The organism is Pantoea sp. GCM10028869 (assembly GCF_042666835.1).
In the GTDB taxonomy this organism is placed as follows: Bacteria; Pseudomonadota; Gammaproteobacteria; order Enterobacterales; family Enterobacteriaceae; genus Pantoea; species Pantoea leporis.
On the sequence record NZ_JBHTGO010000007.1, the window covers coordinates 149552 to 164335 of the forward strand.

12 protein-coding genes are annotated in these 14784 nt (G+C 55.7%); 8 read left to right on the forward strand and 4 right to left on the reverse strand.

The window, feature by feature from the left end; genetic code table 11:
* Positions 1-51: 51 nt before the first annotated feature.
* Complete coding sequence (locus ACFQW4_RS18235) at positions 52-1392, reverse strand: aspartate aminotransferase family protein (protein WP_192236848.1); 1341 nt, start codon at positions 1390-1392, stop codon at positions 52-54.
* A gap of 174 nt (positions 1393-1566) precedes the next feature.
* On the opposite strand from ACFQW4_RS18235, the gene ACFQW4_RS18240 reads away from it, so the two are divergent.
* Positions 1567-2343 (forward strand): DeoR/GlpR family DNA-binding transcription regulator, encoded by a 777-nt coding sequence (locus tag ACFQW4_RS18240; RefSeq protein WP_222234988.1) that lies wholly within the window; start codon positions 1567-1569, stop codon positions 2341-2343.
* Here ACFQW4_RS18240 and ACFQW4_RS18245 read toward each other — a convergent pair.
* Genes ACFQW4_RS18245 through fdhD form a run of 3 tightly spaced genes read right to left on the reverse strand, consistent with a single transcriptional unit; the run spans position 2340 to position 5106 of the window.
* A complete protein-coding gene (locus tag ACFQW4_RS18245) occupies positions 2340-2924 on the reverse strand; it encodes a retron system putative HNH endonuclease (protein WP_271460933.1) in 585 nt (194 codons plus the stop codon). The two genes, ACFQW4_RS18240 and ACFQW4_RS18245, sit on opposite strands and share 4 nt — an antisense overlap.
* Positions 2925-2936: 12 nt before the next feature.
* The gene (locus ACFQW4_RS18250) at positions 2937-4286 is read right to left on the reverse strand and encodes an AAA family ATPase (protein WP_377726513.1); all 1350 of its coding nucleotides are present in this window, start codon (positions 4284-4286) and stop codon (positions 2937-2939) included.
* 28 nt (positions 4287-4314) lie between these two features.
* Positions 4315-5106: a formate dehydrogenase accessory sulfurtransferase FdhD gene (gene fdhD, locus ACFQW4_RS18255; protein ID WP_271460935.1), complete on the reverse strand. Its 792-nt coding sequence runs from the start codon at positions 5104-5106 to the stop codon at positions 4315-4317.
* Between the two features lie 171 nt (positions 5107-5277).
* On the opposite strand from fdhD, the gene fdnG reads away from it, so the two are divergent.
* From fdnG to selB, 7 genes are all read left to right on the forward strand, one after another.
* A complete protein-coding gene (gene fdnG, locus ACFQW4_RS18260) occupies positions 5278-8325 on the forward strand; it encodes a formate dehydrogenase-N subunit alpha (protein ID WP_222234989.1) in 3048 nt (1015 codons plus the stop codon).
* An 11-nt stretch (positions 8326-8336) separates the two neighbouring features.
* Positions 8337-9236, forward strand: a complete 900-nt coding sequence (gene fdxH, locus ACFQW4_RS18265) for a formate dehydrogenase subunit beta (protein ID WP_101763836.1) — start codon at positions 8337-8339, stop codon at positions 9234-9236.
* On the forward strand, positions 9236-9877 hold the full coding sequence (gene fdoI, locus ACFQW4_RS18270; RefSeq protein WP_101763837.1) for a formate dehydrogenase cytochrome b556 subunit: 642 nt from the start codon (positions 9236-9238) through the stop codon (positions 9875-9877). The genes fdxH and fdoI overlap by 1 nt, the downstream gene beginning before the upstream one ends.
* Positions 9877-10803: a formate dehydrogenase accessory protein FdhE gene (fdhE, locus tag ACFQW4_RS18275; RefSeq protein WP_277974333.1), complete on the forward strand. Its 927-nt coding sequence runs from the start codon at positions 9877-9879 to the stop codon at positions 10801-10803. The genes fdoI and fdhE overlap by 1 nt, the downstream gene beginning before the upstream one ends.
* Before the next feature lie 117 nt (positions 10804-10920).
* Positions 10921-11532: a glutathione S-transferase gene (locus ACFQW4_RS18280; RefSeq protein WP_101763839.1), complete on the forward strand. Its 612-nt coding sequence runs from the start codon at positions 10921-10923 to the stop codon at positions 11530-11532.
* Positions 11533-11540: 8 nt separating this feature from the next.
* Positions 11541-12920: an L-seryl-tRNA(Sec) selenium transferase gene (selA, locus tag ACFQW4_RS18285; protein ID WP_377726517.1), complete on the forward strand. Its 1380-nt coding sequence runs from the start codon at positions 11541-11543 to the stop codon at positions 12918-12920.
* The gene (gene selB / locus ACFQW4_RS18290; protein ID WP_377726519.1) at positions 12917-14770 is read left to right on the forward strand and encodes a selenocysteine-specific translation elongation factor; all 1854 of its coding nucleotides are present in this window, start codon (positions 12917-12919) and stop codon (positions 14768-14770) included. The genes selA and selB overlap by 4 nt, the downstream gene beginning before the upstream one ends.
* The last annotated feature ends 14 nt before the right edge of the window (positions 14771-14784 follow it).

The window sequence follows — 14784 nt, forward strand, 5'->3', positions numbered from 1 at the left end:
TTATTGCGCGATAAATCGCGCCGCGACAAAATGTGCACAATCAATGATCTGTTAACGCCCCAGCTCACTCAGCGATTTATCCAGCGCGCCTACCAGCCAGTCGATATCCGCTTCCTGGAACGCCAACGGCGGACGCAACTTCAGCACGTTGCCGTAAGGTCCCGCCACTGACGTCAGCACGCGGTGTTCGCGCAGTTTCTCGATCAAATCCAGCGCCAGCGCTTTATCCGGCGTTTTACTGGCGCGATCCTGCACCAGTTCGAAACCAATAAACAGGCCCGCACCGCGCACGTCGCCGATCGACTCGTGACGATCCATCAGTTTCTGCAGTTCACTCAACAGTTTGGCGCCCACCACGCGGCTGTGCTCCTGCAAGCCCTCTTCTTTAATTACCGTCAGCACCGCTTGCGCGGCGGCCATCGCCACCGGATTACCGCCAAAGGTGTTGAAGTAAGGAATCTCGTCACTAAATGCCGCTAGCACATCGCTTTTCGCCAGCAAACCTGAAACCGGAATGCCGTTGCCCATTGGCTTGCCGGTGGTGATCACATCGGGCACCACGCCGTGACGCGCAAAGCCCCAGAACGCATCGCCGGTACGACCAAAGCCCGGCTGCACTTCATCGGCAATGAAAATCCCGCCGTTGGCATGCACCACATCGACCGCTTTTTGCAGGAAACCGCGCGGGTTCGGCAATACGCCATCGGATGAGAAGATCGAGTCAGCGAGGAAGCCGGCAAACTTAATGCCGTGCGCTTTCATATCGTCAATCTGCTGCTGGATTTCATTGGCAAACCACTCGCCGAGATCGGGCGCATTCACGCGATAGGCATCCGGCGGTGAAACCAGACGCGTGGTTGCCGCCAACGGCTGTCCGCTGCCGAGGGCGGGCGACACACCTGACGTGAGATCGCTGGTGCCGTGATACGCCTCCTGCGACACGATAATGCCGGTGCCGCCGCTGAAAGCCCGCGCCACGCGGATCGCCAAATCGTTGGCTTCCGAACCGGTACACATGTACATGGCGCGATCGATGGCATCTGGCGTGGTCGCCAGCAGCTCTTCGGTGTAATCGAGAATGCGTTCGTGCAGATAGCGCGTGTGGGTGTTCAGCATCTTCATCTGCTGATTCACCGCCTCAATCACCGCCGGATGGCAGTGACCAATGCTCGCCACGTTGTTGTACACATCAAGATATTTATCACCGGCGGCATCCCACACATACTGCCCTTCGCCGCGCACTAAATGCACTGGCTTGCGGTAAAACAGGCGATACGACTCGCCCAACACTTTGCTGCGCTTGTCGGTTAGCTTGCGGGTTGCCGCATCCAGTCCGTCGGCGTGCTCAGCACGAAAACTGTTGGTATCCATGATGGTAGAACGTGTAGCCATGGTAACTCCCGTTGCGAAGGTGAAAGGGGTGCATGCGAAATCGCCGTTTGCCCATATCATGCCTGCTTTGGCGACAAATGCAACCAAATACACAAATACAACCAAATACACATGACGGCGTCATGACACTCAGGTAAGCTTAGGCCCAGGTTGAACACGCCACAGGGAAAAGTCATGCTGCAGGAAACCCGCTTACACCGCATTCGCGCGCTGCTGACCACGCAACATCAGCTCAGCACCGAACGCATCATCAATGAGCTTGGCATCTCGCGCGAAACCGCGCGGCGCGACATTATTGAGCTGGAAGCGCAGGGATTGGCGCGGCGGGTGCATGGCGGTTTGGTCGCCGTCGATAGCCAGCCAGAGCCGCCGCTGCAGGTGCGCCGTAACGCGCAGGCGAAAGAGAAACGCGCAATTGCGGTTGCTGCCGCGCAACATCTCCAGCCCGGCCAAACGCTGTTCCTTGATGCCGGCACCACCACCACCATGCTGGCCGAACAACTGCGCACCATGTCGGGTTTAACCATCATCACTAACAGCCTGCAGGCCGCGCTGGCGCTGAGCGCAGCGGAAGAGCATGAGACGCTGAATAATCAGGTGATTTTAATTGGCGGCATGATGATGGCAGGCGCACAGCAAACGCGCGGGGAGATGACGATTGGGGAAATTTATCGTTATCGCGCCGATGTGGCGCTGCTTTCGCCGGTCGGCATCGACGCTAAAAACGGTGCCAGCAGTTTTCATCCCCACGAAGCGGCGATTGCCCGCGCCATGGTACAGCAGGCAAACCGCACCATTTTACTGGCGGATCACAGCAAACTCGGCGTGATGAGCCGCACCGTTTATGCAGCGATTGCGGAAATCGATCTGCTGATCTGCGACAGCGGCGCGGCAAAACCCGGCGCGCTGACGGCGCTGCAACAAGCGCTGCCGCAGGTGCAGGTGGTTTAACCGATGAGAAAATAGCGGTAAGCAAACTCATGTAACGATGTTTCATCGCCCATTGCATGCCAGACGCGAAACTGGCGTAAACGTTCTTTTTTGCGCACCGGTAAATTAAGTCCATAAATTTCAAGCGTAACTGCGGCGGCCTTTTGGAACTCAGCTGAACATTCCGGTGCTACCTCAATTTCACCATTGTCATAATTACAGATGAAGTAATCTTCAAATTGATAATCAGGACGATCAGGTTTAATTAAAACTTCATCAAATTTTTCACGCTTTTGGCTCTGACACATATCGCAGCATGGAAACAAATTTTCCCAATGAAATGCCAAAGCCGGATACTGGCTTTTCGGTCTGAAATGCTCCAGTGTTTCCCGGCTTTCACTACCAATGAAACCATCACAAAATGCACAATGGTGATGCGTCATTACTAATAACTCTCGACGCACTGCTTGATAACAAGTGATAGAAAACCAGCGGAATGTTGCTGCCGGATTCCCCTCACGCGCTGAAATATAGCGGTCGGTCCACTCAGGATAATGCATTTTAAGACATGGCGGCCATGGTCCTCGATATGATTTGAACATTCCCTGTTCTCCTTATTTTTTTGAACGGCGTGCTATTTGTCGTAACTCCATCTCAATAATGGTTTCTAATTCTTCACCGCGCTCACGTATAGTTTGCGCCAAATCCATTAATTCACTGTCATCAGTAGGATTCTGCAAATAGCGATTACGAACCTTTTTGAATGATTTCAAGAGTTGTTCAGTTTCGACATCGAAACGTTCGTCGACATCAAAAATCTCTTCAAGAATAAGTTGAATACTTTTTCCTGCTCCGGATTCAGTAGGTACGATCTGATCCTGCATAGAAGCATCCCGCATCACATTGCGCTGTGGATCAGGCAGACGATAAACCCACGCATCCTCTACCGAACCAACGACAAAAGGCGAATGCGTTGATACAAAAACCTGGGAGTTGGGTAACAACTTTTGGATTGCGGGTAAAATGCGACGTTGCCATTTAGGGTGTAAATGAATATCTATTTCGTCGAGAAATAGTATTAGAGGCTGAGAGAATATGTCTTTTTTTTCTTCGAATTTAAGATATTCTAATCTTATAGCCAAATCACATACCCAACCAATAATTGATTTTAGTCCCTCAGGCAAAGAATCAAAAGCCATACATTTATCATCAATATTGAAAACAATCGACAATGGACTTCTACTTAGCTTAAAATCAATTTTAATGCCACTCAAGTTAAATATAAAAGCCTTTATCTTCCCAAGAGACTCTTGATATTTATTTGCCTCTTCATCTTCTTGTTCTATTTTAGCCAATGCATATTTAGTTAAGTTATTAGCAATCCATTGAGCAATAACATCCGAACGGATTGTTTTGTAAAATGATAAAGCATTTTCAAAAGGAGAATATTCAATTTCCTTAATTGAATCAAAAACGAATTCATCTTGATGGCTGGTATTTCCAGAGTAAGCAAATGCAGCAAATTGGAAATCTGTATCATTGAGCATTCTTTCTATATCAAAATAGTATGCATAGTTTTTTATTAAATCTCTAAAATTTTTGTCTCCATAATAATGTGTTTTCCCAACAGGATTAATTAAATAGTCTTGATCAATAAACAAACTTGTATCAATTTTGTTCACACAATAAAACCCATGACCGTTTCCAAATTTAAAATCTACTAAGCTGTAACCATTTAAAAACCTTTTAGATATGGGATGTTTATTGTTAAAGGGATCAAATATCGCAGCTAATGCATATAAAACCGTACTTTTCCCACAGCCATTCGGCCCGGTAAAAATGTGGATCTCGGCTTTTTCTCCGTCACGCAGTTCACTTTGAATCGGCGGAAAATCAAAATGCGTGTGCTCAAACACTCCGATGTCTTTGAGTGTGACACTTTCAATGCGATAAGGCTGGCGCATGATTACTTCCTTGTGCTGAAGGAAAAAATTAAAACAAACGCCGCGAGTGGCTGTAAACCGTGGCGCGTCCCGGCTTACTAAACCCGATTAGAGTTAAATTGCAACGTTCGGCTACCTCAACTGCGAGCTGTGTCGCAGCCGACACCGCGAACAGAATCTCCACGCCGCACATGGCGGATTTCTGCACCATCTCATAGCTGGCGCGACTGGAAACCAGCACCGCGCCCTGTTGCCACGGCTGCTGGCTGCGATTCCCCAGCAGTTTATCCAGCGCCACATGGCGACCGACATCTTCATACCCGCCCTGCAATTCGCCTTGCGGTGACATCCACGCCGCCGCGTGCGTGCAGCCGGTGAGGTTGCCGATCGGCTGGTAGTCGCGCAGCTGCGCCAGGCCTTTATCCAGATTGGCTAAATCAAAGGTTTGGCTGAACGGCAGCGGCTGTAATGGCTTACCGATTTGATCAAGTTGCTCCACGCCACACACGCCGCAGCCGGTACGGCCAGCCATGGCGCGGCGCTGCTCTTTCAGCGCCATAAAGCGGCGGCTGGAGAGTTCAATCTGTACTTCAATGCCATTACAGCCCGGAACCACATCGATACCGTAGATTTCATCCGGGCGCGCAATAATGCCTTCCGAGAGCGAGAAACCTATCGCAAAAGCTTCCAAATCATTGGGTGTCGCCATCATCACAACGTGCGAAATGCCGTTATAGACCAGCGCCACCGGCACTTCCTGCGCCAGCCAGTCTGTTTCCGCAAGGCTGATATCACGCCGCTGATGCACCTGCGCCTGCACCGCACCTGAGATCTTATTCACATTAATGTGACTTTCCTGCTCATTCTCTGTCACTTTTTTCGCCTCACATAACAACCTTACTAAAGTAGTGGTAATATTAGGTCGCTATTGCCGCAATATTCGTCGGGTTATTGTGACGCCCGATTCACTGCTCTGCAAAAGTAAAAATCATTCATGTTGAAAGGATAATCCATGAACGTCAGCCGAAGAAAATTCTTCAAGGTCTGTGCTGGCGGTATGGCAGGGACAACGGCAGCGCTGCTTGGCTTTGCGCCAGAGGTAGCGCTGGCGGAAACGCGACAGTATAAACTGCTGCGCGCACGCGAAACCCGTAACACCTGCACTTACTGCTCAGTTGGCTGTGGCTTGTTAATGTACAGCCTCGGTGACGGCGCGAAAAACGCCAAAGAGACCATTTTCCACATCGAAGGGGATCCGGATCATCCGGTGAGCCGCGGCGCATTGTGCCCGAAAGGCGCAGGCCTGCTCGACTTCATCCACAGTGAAAGTCGCCTGCAATACCCGGAATACCGCGCGCCAGGCTCCGATAAATGGCAGCGCATTAGCTGGGACGATGCCTTTGATCGCATCGCCAGGCTGATGAAAGCGGACCGCGACGCTAACTTTGTGGCGCAAAACGCTGCGGGCGTGACGGTAAACCGTTGGCTCTCCACCGGCATGCTGTGTGCTTCCGCTTCCAGCAACGAAACCGGCTACTTAACCCAGAAATTTACCCGATCGCTCGGCATGTTAGCGGTCGACAACCAGGCACGCGTTTGACACGGACCAACGGTAGCAAGTCTTGCTCCAACATTTGGTCGCGGTGCGATGACCAATCACTGGGTCGACATCCGTAATGCCAATCTGATCGTTGTGATGGGCGGGAACGCCGCTGAAGCGCATCCGGTGGGATTCCGCTGGGCGATGGAAGCCAAGATTCACAACAAAGCCAAACTGATTGTTATCGATCCGCGCTTCACGCGTACGGCATCGGTAGCCGATTTCTATACGCCGATTCGTTCGGGCACCGACATCACTTTCCTGTCGGGCGTACTGCTGTGGCTGATACAAAACGACAAAATCCAGCATGAATATGTGCAGGCGTACACCAATGCCAGCCTGATCGTGCGCGAGGATTATCATTTTGAAGATGGCCTGTTCAGCGGCTACGACGAAGAGAATCGCAAATACGACAAAACCAGCTGGAACTACGAGCTGGACGCCGACGGCTTCGCCAAACGCGACACCACGCTCACGCATCCGCGCTGCGTATGGAACCTGCTGAAGCAGCACGTTAGCCGTTACACGCCAGAAATTGTTGAACGCATCTGCGGCACGCCAAAAGCGGACTTCCTGCACGTGTGTGAACTGATTGGCGAAACCAGCGCGCGCGATCGCACCACCTCGTTCCTGTATGCGCTCGGCTGGACGCAGCACTCGGTCGGTGCGCAGAACATCCGCACCATGGCGATGATTCAGCTGCTGCTCGGCAACATGGGCATGATTGGCGGCGGCATCAATGCGCTGCGCGGCCACTCGAATATTCAGGGTCTGACCGATCTCGGTTTGCTGTCGCAAAGTTTGCCGGGTTACATGACTTTGCCGTCGGAAAAACACACCGATCTGCAGAGTTATCTTGCTGCCAACACGCCGAAAGCGCTGCTGCCGGGCCAGGTAAACTACTGGAGCAACTACCCGAAATTCTTTGTCAGCCAGATGAAAGCCTTTTTCGGCGACAAAGCCCAGGCGGAAAACAGCTGGGGCTTCGACTGGTTGCCGAAGTGGGATAAAGGTTACGACGTGCTGCAGTACTTCGAGATGATGTCGCAAGGCAAGGTCAATGGCTATCTGTGCCAGGGCTTCAACCCGGTGGCGTCGTTCCCGAACAAGCGCAAAGTGATCGCATCGCTGTCGAAGCTGAAGTTCCTCGTCACCATCGATCCGCTCAACACCGAAACCGCCACCTTCTGGGAGAATCACGACGAGTTTAACGATGTCGATCCGTCAAAAATTCAGACCGAAGTGTTCCGTTTGCCTTCCACCTGCTTCGCCGAAGAGAACGGTTCGATCGTTAACTCCGGCCGCTGGCTGCAGTGGCACTGGAAAGGTCAGGATGCACCGGGCGAAGCGCTCAATGACGGCGAGATTCTTTCCGGCATCTATTCACGCCTGCGCAAAATGTACGCCAGTGAAGGCGGTGCATTGCCTGAGCAAGTGCTGAACATGAGCTGGAACTACCTGACGCCAGAAAATCCGGCGCCGGAAGAAGTGGCGATGGAGAACAACGGCAAAGCGCTGGCGGATGTATACGATGACAAAGGCACGCTGCTGGTGAAAAAAGGCCAACAGCTCAGCACCTTTGCCCATCTGAAAGATGACGGCAGCACCAGCAGCGGTTGCTGGATTTTCGCCGGCAGCTGGACGCCGGACGGCAACCAGATGGCGCGCCGCGACAACACCGATCCTACCGGTTTGGGCAACACGCTGAACTGGAGCTGGGCGTGGCCGCTCAACCGCCGCATTCTCTACAACCGCGCCTCGGCTGATCCGCAAGGCAATCCGTGGGATCCGAAACGTCAGATCCTGAAGTGGGATGGCAGCAAATGGGGGGGCATGGATGTGCCGGACTACAGCGCCGCCGCACCCGGCAGCGATGTCGGGCCGTTCATCATGCAGCCGGAAGGCATGGGCCGCCTGTTTGCGCTCGATAAAATGGCCGAAGGTCCGTTCCCGGAACACTACGAGCCGTTTGAAACGCCAATCGGCACCAACCCGCTGCATCCGAACGTGGTATCCAACCCGGCGGCGCGCGTGTTCAAGGACGATTTGGCATCGATGGGCCAGGCGGAGCAGTTCCCGTATGTCGGCACCACTTATCGTCTCACCGAGCATTTCCATTACTGGACCAAACACGCGCGGCTCAATGCCATCGCGCAGCCGGAACAGTTTATTGAAATCGGCGAGAAGCTGGCCAACAAGCTCGGCATCGCGCAGGGCGACACGGTGAAAGTGAGCTCCAATCGCGGCTACATCAAAGCCAAAGCGGTGGTCACTAAGCGCATCCGTCCACTCAACGTCGACGGCAAAATCGTCGATACCATCGGCATTCCGATTCACTGGGGTTATCAGGGCGTGGCGAAAAAAGGCTTTATCGCTAATACCCTGACGCCGTTTGTCGGTGATGCCAACACGCAGACGCCAGAATTTAAGGCGTTCCTGGTCAACGTCGAGAAGGTGTAAGGAGAACGAATATGGCTTATCAATCTCAAGACATTATCCGCCGCTCCGCCACCAATGGACTCACGCCTGCCCCGCAGGCACGTAACCATCAGCAGGAAGTGGCGAAACTGATCGACGTGACCACCTGCATCGGCTGCAAAGCGTGTCAGGTGGCGTGTTCGGAGTGGAACGATATCCGCGATGAAGTGGGACATAACGTTGGGGTGTACGACAATCCCGCCGATTTGACCGCCAAATCCTGGACGGTGATGCGCTTCTCAGAAGTGGAGGAGAACGGCAAGTTAGAGTGGCTGATCCGCAAGGATGGCTGCATGCACTGCGCCGATCCCGGCTGCCTGAAAGCCTGCCCATCTGAAGGCGCGATTATTCAGTACGCCAACGGCATCGTCGATTTTCAGTCAGAACAGTGCATTGGCTGCGGCTACTGCATTGCGGGCTGTCCGTTCGATGTGCCGCGTCTGAATAAAGAGGACAACCGCGTGTATAAATGCACGCTGTGCGTCGATCGTGTCAATGTCGGTCAGGAACCGGCGTGCGTGAAAACCTGCCCGACCGGCGCGATTCACTTCGGCAGCAAAAGCGATATGCAGGCGCTGGCCGGTGAACGCGTGGCCGAGCTCAACACGCGCGGCTATGCCAACGCCGGCTTGTACGATCCGGAAGGCGTCGGCGGCACACACGTGATGTACGTGCTGCATCACGCCAACAAACCGCAGCTCTATCACGGTTTGCCGGATAATCCGAGCATCAGCCCGGCGGTAACGTTCTGGAAAGGGATCTGGAAACCGCTGGCGGCGATCGGTTTTGCCGCTACCTTTGCTGCATCCGTGTTCCACTACGTTGGCGTAGGGCCAAACCGCGTGGAAGAGGATGAGGACGAGAATCTGCACGAAAAAGAGGAGCGCGAATAATGAAAAAACGCGATCGTCTGGTGCGCTACAGCGCACCGGAACGCATCAATCACTGGATTGTGGCGTTCTGTTTTGTGCTCGCCGCGCTGAGCGGACTGGGTTTCTTTTTCCCGTCATTTAACTGGCTGATGCACGTGCTCGGCACGCCGCAGTTGGCGCGTATCCTGCATCCGTTTGTTGGCACGGTGATGTTTGCCGCCTTTATCATCATGTTCTTACGCTATTGGAAACATAATCTGATCAATCGCGAAGACCTGGTTTGGGCGAAAAACATCCACAAAATCGTGCAAAACGAAGAGGTCGGCGATACCGGCAAATACAACTTCGGGCAGAAGTGTGTGTTCTGGGCTGCTATCATCAGCTTAGTCTTGCTGCTGGTGAGCGGAATTGTTATCTGGCGCCCGTACTTTGCCGGTGCCTTCACTATTCCGCTGATTCGCATCGCGCTAGTGGTGCATTCGGTCTCAGCTGTGGCGCTGATCGTGGTGATTATGGTGCACATTTACGCCGCCTTGTGGGTAAAAGGCACCATTACCGCCATGGTTGAGGGCTGGGTTCCGGCCGCGTGGGCGAAGAAACATCACCCACGTTGGTATCGCGAGCAGCGCCAACGCCAAACACAACAGGAAAAACGTCCCTGATGAGTATTCGCATCATCCCGCAGGACCAGCTGGAGAAAAGCGAAAAGCACACGGCGGAGCACGTTCCGCCGTTACTTTTCCCTCGGCTGAAAAATCTGTATAGCCGCCGTGCGGCACGTTTGCGTGACCTGGCCGCGAAGAATCCGCTGGGTGATTACCTGCGCTTTGCCGCGGTGATCGCCGAGGCGCAGGAGATCGTGCTGTATGACCATCCGCTGCAGCTCGATCTGCAGCAGCGGCTGACGCAGAGCGCCGAGCAGGGCAAACCGCCGCTCGATATCCACACCTATCCGCGCGATGCGCACTGGCAGCGTTTGCTGCATTCGCTGATCGCCGAGCTGAAGCCAGAGATGAGCGGCCAGGCGCTGGCAGTGCTGGAGAATCTGGAAAAATCCTCCACTACCGAACTGGAAAATCTGGCACATGCGCTGCTGGAAGGCGATTTCGCACAGGTGAGCAGCGACAAATCGCCGTTCATCTGGGCGGCGTTGTCGATTTACTGGGCGCAGATGGCGGCATTAATTCCCGGCAAAGCGCGCGCCGAATACGGTGAGCATCGCCAGTTCTGCCCGGTATGCGCCAGCGTGCCGGTCACCAGCGTGGTGCACATGAGCGTAGGCCAGCAAGGGCTGCGCTATCTGCACTGCAATCTGTGTGAAAGCGAATGGTATGTAGTGCGCAGCAAGTGCTCCAACTGTGAACAAACCGGCGATCTGCATTACTGGTCGCTGGACAGCGAAAAAGCGGCGGTGAAAGCAGAGAGCTGCGGCGATTGCGGTACCTACCTGAAGATGTTGTATCAGGAGAAGGATCCCGCCGTGGAGCCGGTGGCCGATGATTTGGCCTCGCTGGTGCTGGATGCCCGCATGGAGCAAGAAGGATTCGCCCGCAGCAGTCTAAATCCGTTTATGTTCCCCGGCGATTAGCTTTTCCCATGTTTCTGCGGTCCGCAGCGGCGCGATTTATCGCGTATTGTGCCAGCGCGCCGCCAGGGATATGTGCGGTTTGTTATCGCGTATTTTCATTCAACACGGAGGCCCACGATGAAACTGATTGGCAGCTACACCAGCCCTTTTGTCCGCAAAATATCAGTGATATTGCTGGAAAAAGGCCTGGTTTTCGAATTCGTTAATCACTCTCCGTGGATCGATGACAGCGATGTACCGCAGTACAATCCGCTGGGCAAAGTACCGGCGCTGATTGACGACAACCAGCTCACCTGGTTCGACTCTTCGATCATCGCGCAAGTCATTGAACTACGCGGCGATGCGCCTGCGCTGCTGCCCGATGATGCGCTGCACGCGTTGCACATCCGTCAGCTGGAAAAACTGGCCGACGGCATTAACGATGCGGCGGTGATGATCGTGCGCGAGCAGATGCGTCCCGGCGATCAGCAATCCGAAGAGGTGCTGCTGCGCAACCGTGATAAAATCCAACGCGGCCTCGATGCGCTAGAAACCGCCGCCGCCCAAGGCGAATGGCTCAATAGCGGCACGCTCAATCTGGCCGATATCGCCACCGGCTGCATGATTGGTTACCTCAACTTCCGCCGCGTGCTGCCAAACTGGTGCGTAAATCGCCCGGCGCTGGTGAAGCTGGCCGAAAACCTGTTTGCGCGCGAAAGCTTTGCCCGCACCGTTCCGCCCTCTCTGTAAGTCACCCGATGAAAACCCTGTACAGTCAATTACCTGCTATCGACAGCCTGCTGCGCGATCCCGCGCTGCAGCCGCTGCTGGCGCATCACGGAACCGCCTTCGCCACGCGCCAGCTGCGCAGCATGCAGCAGGAAGCGCGCGACCACATTCAGCAGCACCAAACCTTGCCAGAGTGGCACCTGAACTGGCCGGATGAAGCGCTGCGCCGCAGCCAGCAACAGCAGCAAAGTGCGCTGCGTCCGGTGTTCAATCTCACCGGCACCGTACTGCACACCAATCTTGGCCGCGCACAGCTGAGCGATCGCGCTATCGACGCGGTGGTGAATTGCCTGCGTCAGCCGGTCACGCTGGAATACGCGCTGGATGAAGCGGCGCGTGGCCACCGCGATCGTGCGGTTAGCGCGCTGCTGAGCGAGTTAACCGGCGCGGAAGCGGCCTGTATCGTTAACAACAATGCCGCCGCCGTGTTATTGATGCTGGCCGCGTTAGCGCCGGGGCGCGAAGTGATTGTCTCGCGCGGCGAGCTGGTGGAAATTGGCGGCGCCTTCCGCATTCCTGACGTGATGCGCCAGGCGGGCTGCAAACTGGTGGAAGTAGGCACCACCAACCGCACGCACCTGAAAGATTATCGCGCCGCCATCGCGGAAAACAGCGGCCTGCTGATGAAGGTGCACACCAGCAATTATCAGATTCAGGGCTTTACCCATGCGGTAACGGAAGCAGAGCTGGTTGCGCTGGGTGACGCTTATCAATTGCCGGTGATCACCGACCTTGGCAGCGGATCGCTGATCGATATGACCGAATTTGGTCTGCCGGCTGAACCGATGCCGCAGCAGCTGATCGCCGCAGGCGTCAGTCTGGTAAGTTTCTCCGGCGACAAACTGCTCGGCGGTCCGCAGGCGGGGATTATCGTCGGCAAGCAGACGCTGATTGATCAGCTCCAGTCGCATCCGCTGAAACGCGCGCTGCGCGTCGACAAAATGACGCTCGCGGCGCTGGAAGCCACGCTACAGCTCTATCGTCAGCCGGAAACGCTGCGTGAAGCCCTGCCGACGCTGCGGCTGCTCACCCGTCCAGCGCAGGATATTCAGCAACAAGCTGAACGATTGCTGCCCGCGTTACAACAGATTTATCGAGATGACTTTTCGCTGGCGATTGCGCCCTGTTCATCCCAAATCGGCAGCGGATCGCTACCGGTTGAACGCCTTCCCAGTTTCGCCCTCACCTTCACGCCACGCGATGGGCGCGGTAGCCAGCTCGTCAATCTGTCACAGCGTTGGCGCAGCTTAGCGCGCCCGGTGATTGGCCGCGTTCAGGAAGGCAAACTGTGGCTGGATCTGCGCTGCCTTGATGATGAAAGCGCGCTGATTCAGGCCTTAGCGTCATGATTATTGCCACCGCTGGACACGTCGATCACGGCAAAACCGCGCTGCTACAGGCATTAACCGGCGTGGATGCCGATCGCCTGCCGGAAGAGAAACGGCGCGGCATGACCATCGATCTCGGCTACGCGTACTGGCCGCAGCCGGATGGTCGCGTGCTCGGCTTTATTGATGTGCCGGGCCACGAGAAATTTCTCGCCAATATGCTGGCGGGCATTGGCGGCATTCATCATGCGCTGCTGGTGGTGGCCTGCGACGATGGCGTGATGCCGCAAACCCGCGAACATCTGCAGTTGCTGAGCCTGGCCGGACAGCCGCCGCTCAGCGTGGCGCTGACCAAAGCCGATCGCGTGGACGAAGCGCGCATCGCGGAAGTCCAGCGGCAGGTGGCGCAGCTCACGCAGCAACTCGGCTGGCCGGCGGTGCCGCAATTTGTCACCAGCAGCCACACCCAGCAAGGCATCGACGCGCTGCGCCAGCATCTCAGCACGCTGGCGGAACCGGCCTTCGACTCTCGTTACCGTTTCCGTCTCGCTATCGATCGCGCCTTCACGCTGAAAGGCAGCGGATTGGTGGTCACCGGCACCGCGCTGTCGGGCGAAGTGAACGTCGGCGATACTCTTTGGCTTAGCAGCCTGAATCTGCCGCTGCGCGTGCGCGCGCTGCATGCGCAGAACCAATCGGTGACGCGCGCGCAGGACGGTGAACGTATCGCATTGAATATCGTCGGCGATGTGGAAAAAGCGCAGATCGCGCGCGGCGACTGGCTGCTGTCACAGGCCAGAGCGGAAGGCACCACGCGCTTAACCGTGGCGCTGCGCTTGCTGCAGCCGCTGAAGAGCGCGTCGCAGCCGATTCATCTCCACCACGCCGCCAGCCACGTCACTGGACGCATTACGCTGCTGGCGGATGATGTCGCGGAACTGGTGCTGAATCAGCCGCTGTGGCTGGCCGAAAACGATCGGCTGATTATCCGCGACAGCAACGCACAGCACACGCTGGGCGGCGCGCGCGTGCTGCTGCTCAACAGTAAAAAGCGCGGCAAACGTCAGGCGGAGTATCTTGCCTGGCTGCAGCAGCTGGCCGCCGCACAAGATGATGACGCCAGCCTGCAGGCGCATCTGGCCTATCAACCGACAGAACGGCGTGACCTGGCGTGGGCGCGCCAGCTTACCGAGCCCGCGCTGGATGCACTGATCAAGCATGCAGCGCCGGTGCAGCTTGATAACGCGCTAATGAGTGCCGCGCAGGCAGCACAATGGCGGCAAAAGCTGCTGGAATCACTGGCGCATTTTCATCAGCAGCATCCCGAGGTGCCGGGCATCGGCCACGATCGTTTGCGTCGTGTGGCAATGCCGCATCAGCCTGCGGAATGGGTATTAGCGCTGATTGATCAGCTGCTGGCGCAAGGTCAGCTGCAACAGCGACAAGGCTGGCTGCATCTGCCCGACTTCGAACCGCGCTTTAATCCGCAGGAAGAAGCTCTTTGGCAGCAGGTCGGCCCGCTGTTTGGCGATCAGCCGCTGTGGGTGCGCGATATCGCGCTGGCGCTGCAGCAGGATGAACAGGCGATTCGCTCGCTGCTGCTCACTGCTGCGCGGCTCGGACATATCACCGCGATCGTACGCGATCGCTACTATCGCAGCGACCAGATCCAGATCTTCGCCGATCTGATTCGCCAACGTGCCGCGCAAGAGGGCAGCACCAGCGCCGCCGACTTCCGCAACCAGCTTGGCACCGGGCGCAAAGTGGCGATACAGATTCTGGAATTCTTCGACCGCAGCGGCTTCACCCGCCGCCGTGGTAACGATCATCTGTTGCGCGACGACCGCCTGTTTCCCGCCTCATCTGCATAAAATCTCTCGCGTTG

What these genes read in the sequence shown, in the direction of transcription:
- selA (WP_377726517.1), top strand. Translation starts at nt 11,541, where the DNA reads ATGAAAACCCTGTACAGTCAATTACCTGCTATCGACAGCCTGCTGCGC.
- ACFQW4_RS18280 (WP_101763839.1), top strand. Translation starts at nt 10,921, where the DNA reads ATGAAACTGATTGGCAGCTACACCAGCCCTTTTGTCCGCAAAATATCA.
- ACFQW4_RS18240 (WP_222234988.1), top strand. Translation starts at nt 1,567, where the DNA reads ATGCTGCAGGAAACCCGCTTACACCGCATTCGCGCGCTGCTGACCACG.
- fdoI (WP_101763837.1), top strand. Translation starts at nt 9,236, where the DNA reads ATGAAAAAACGCGATCGTCTGGTGCGCTACAGCGCACCGGAACGCATC.
- fdxH (WP_101763836.1), top strand. Translation starts at nt 8,337, where the DNA reads ATGGCTTATCAATCTCAAGACATTATCCGCCGCTCCGCCACCAATGGA.
- ACFQW4_RS18250 (WP_377726513.1), bottom strand. Translation starts at nt 4,286, where the DNA reads ATGCGCCAGCCTTATCGCATTGAAAGTGTCACACTCAAAGACATCGGA.
- fdhE (WP_277974333.1), top strand. Translation starts at nt 9,877, where the DNA reads ATGAGTATTCGCATCATCCCGCAGGACCAGCTGGAGAAAAGCGAAAAG.
- selB (WP_377726519.1), top strand. Translation starts at nt 12,917, where the DNA reads ATGATTATTGCCACCGCTGGACACGTCGATCACGGCAAAACCGCGCTG.
- ACFQW4_RS18235 (WP_192236848.1), bottom strand. Translation starts at nt 1,392, where the DNA reads ATGGCTACACGTTCTACCATCATGGATACCAACAGTTTTCGTGCTGAG.
- ACFQW4_RS18245 (WP_271460933.1), bottom strand. Translation starts at nt 2,924, where the DNA reads ATGTTCAAATCATATCGAGGACCATGGCCGCCATGTCTTAAAATGCAT.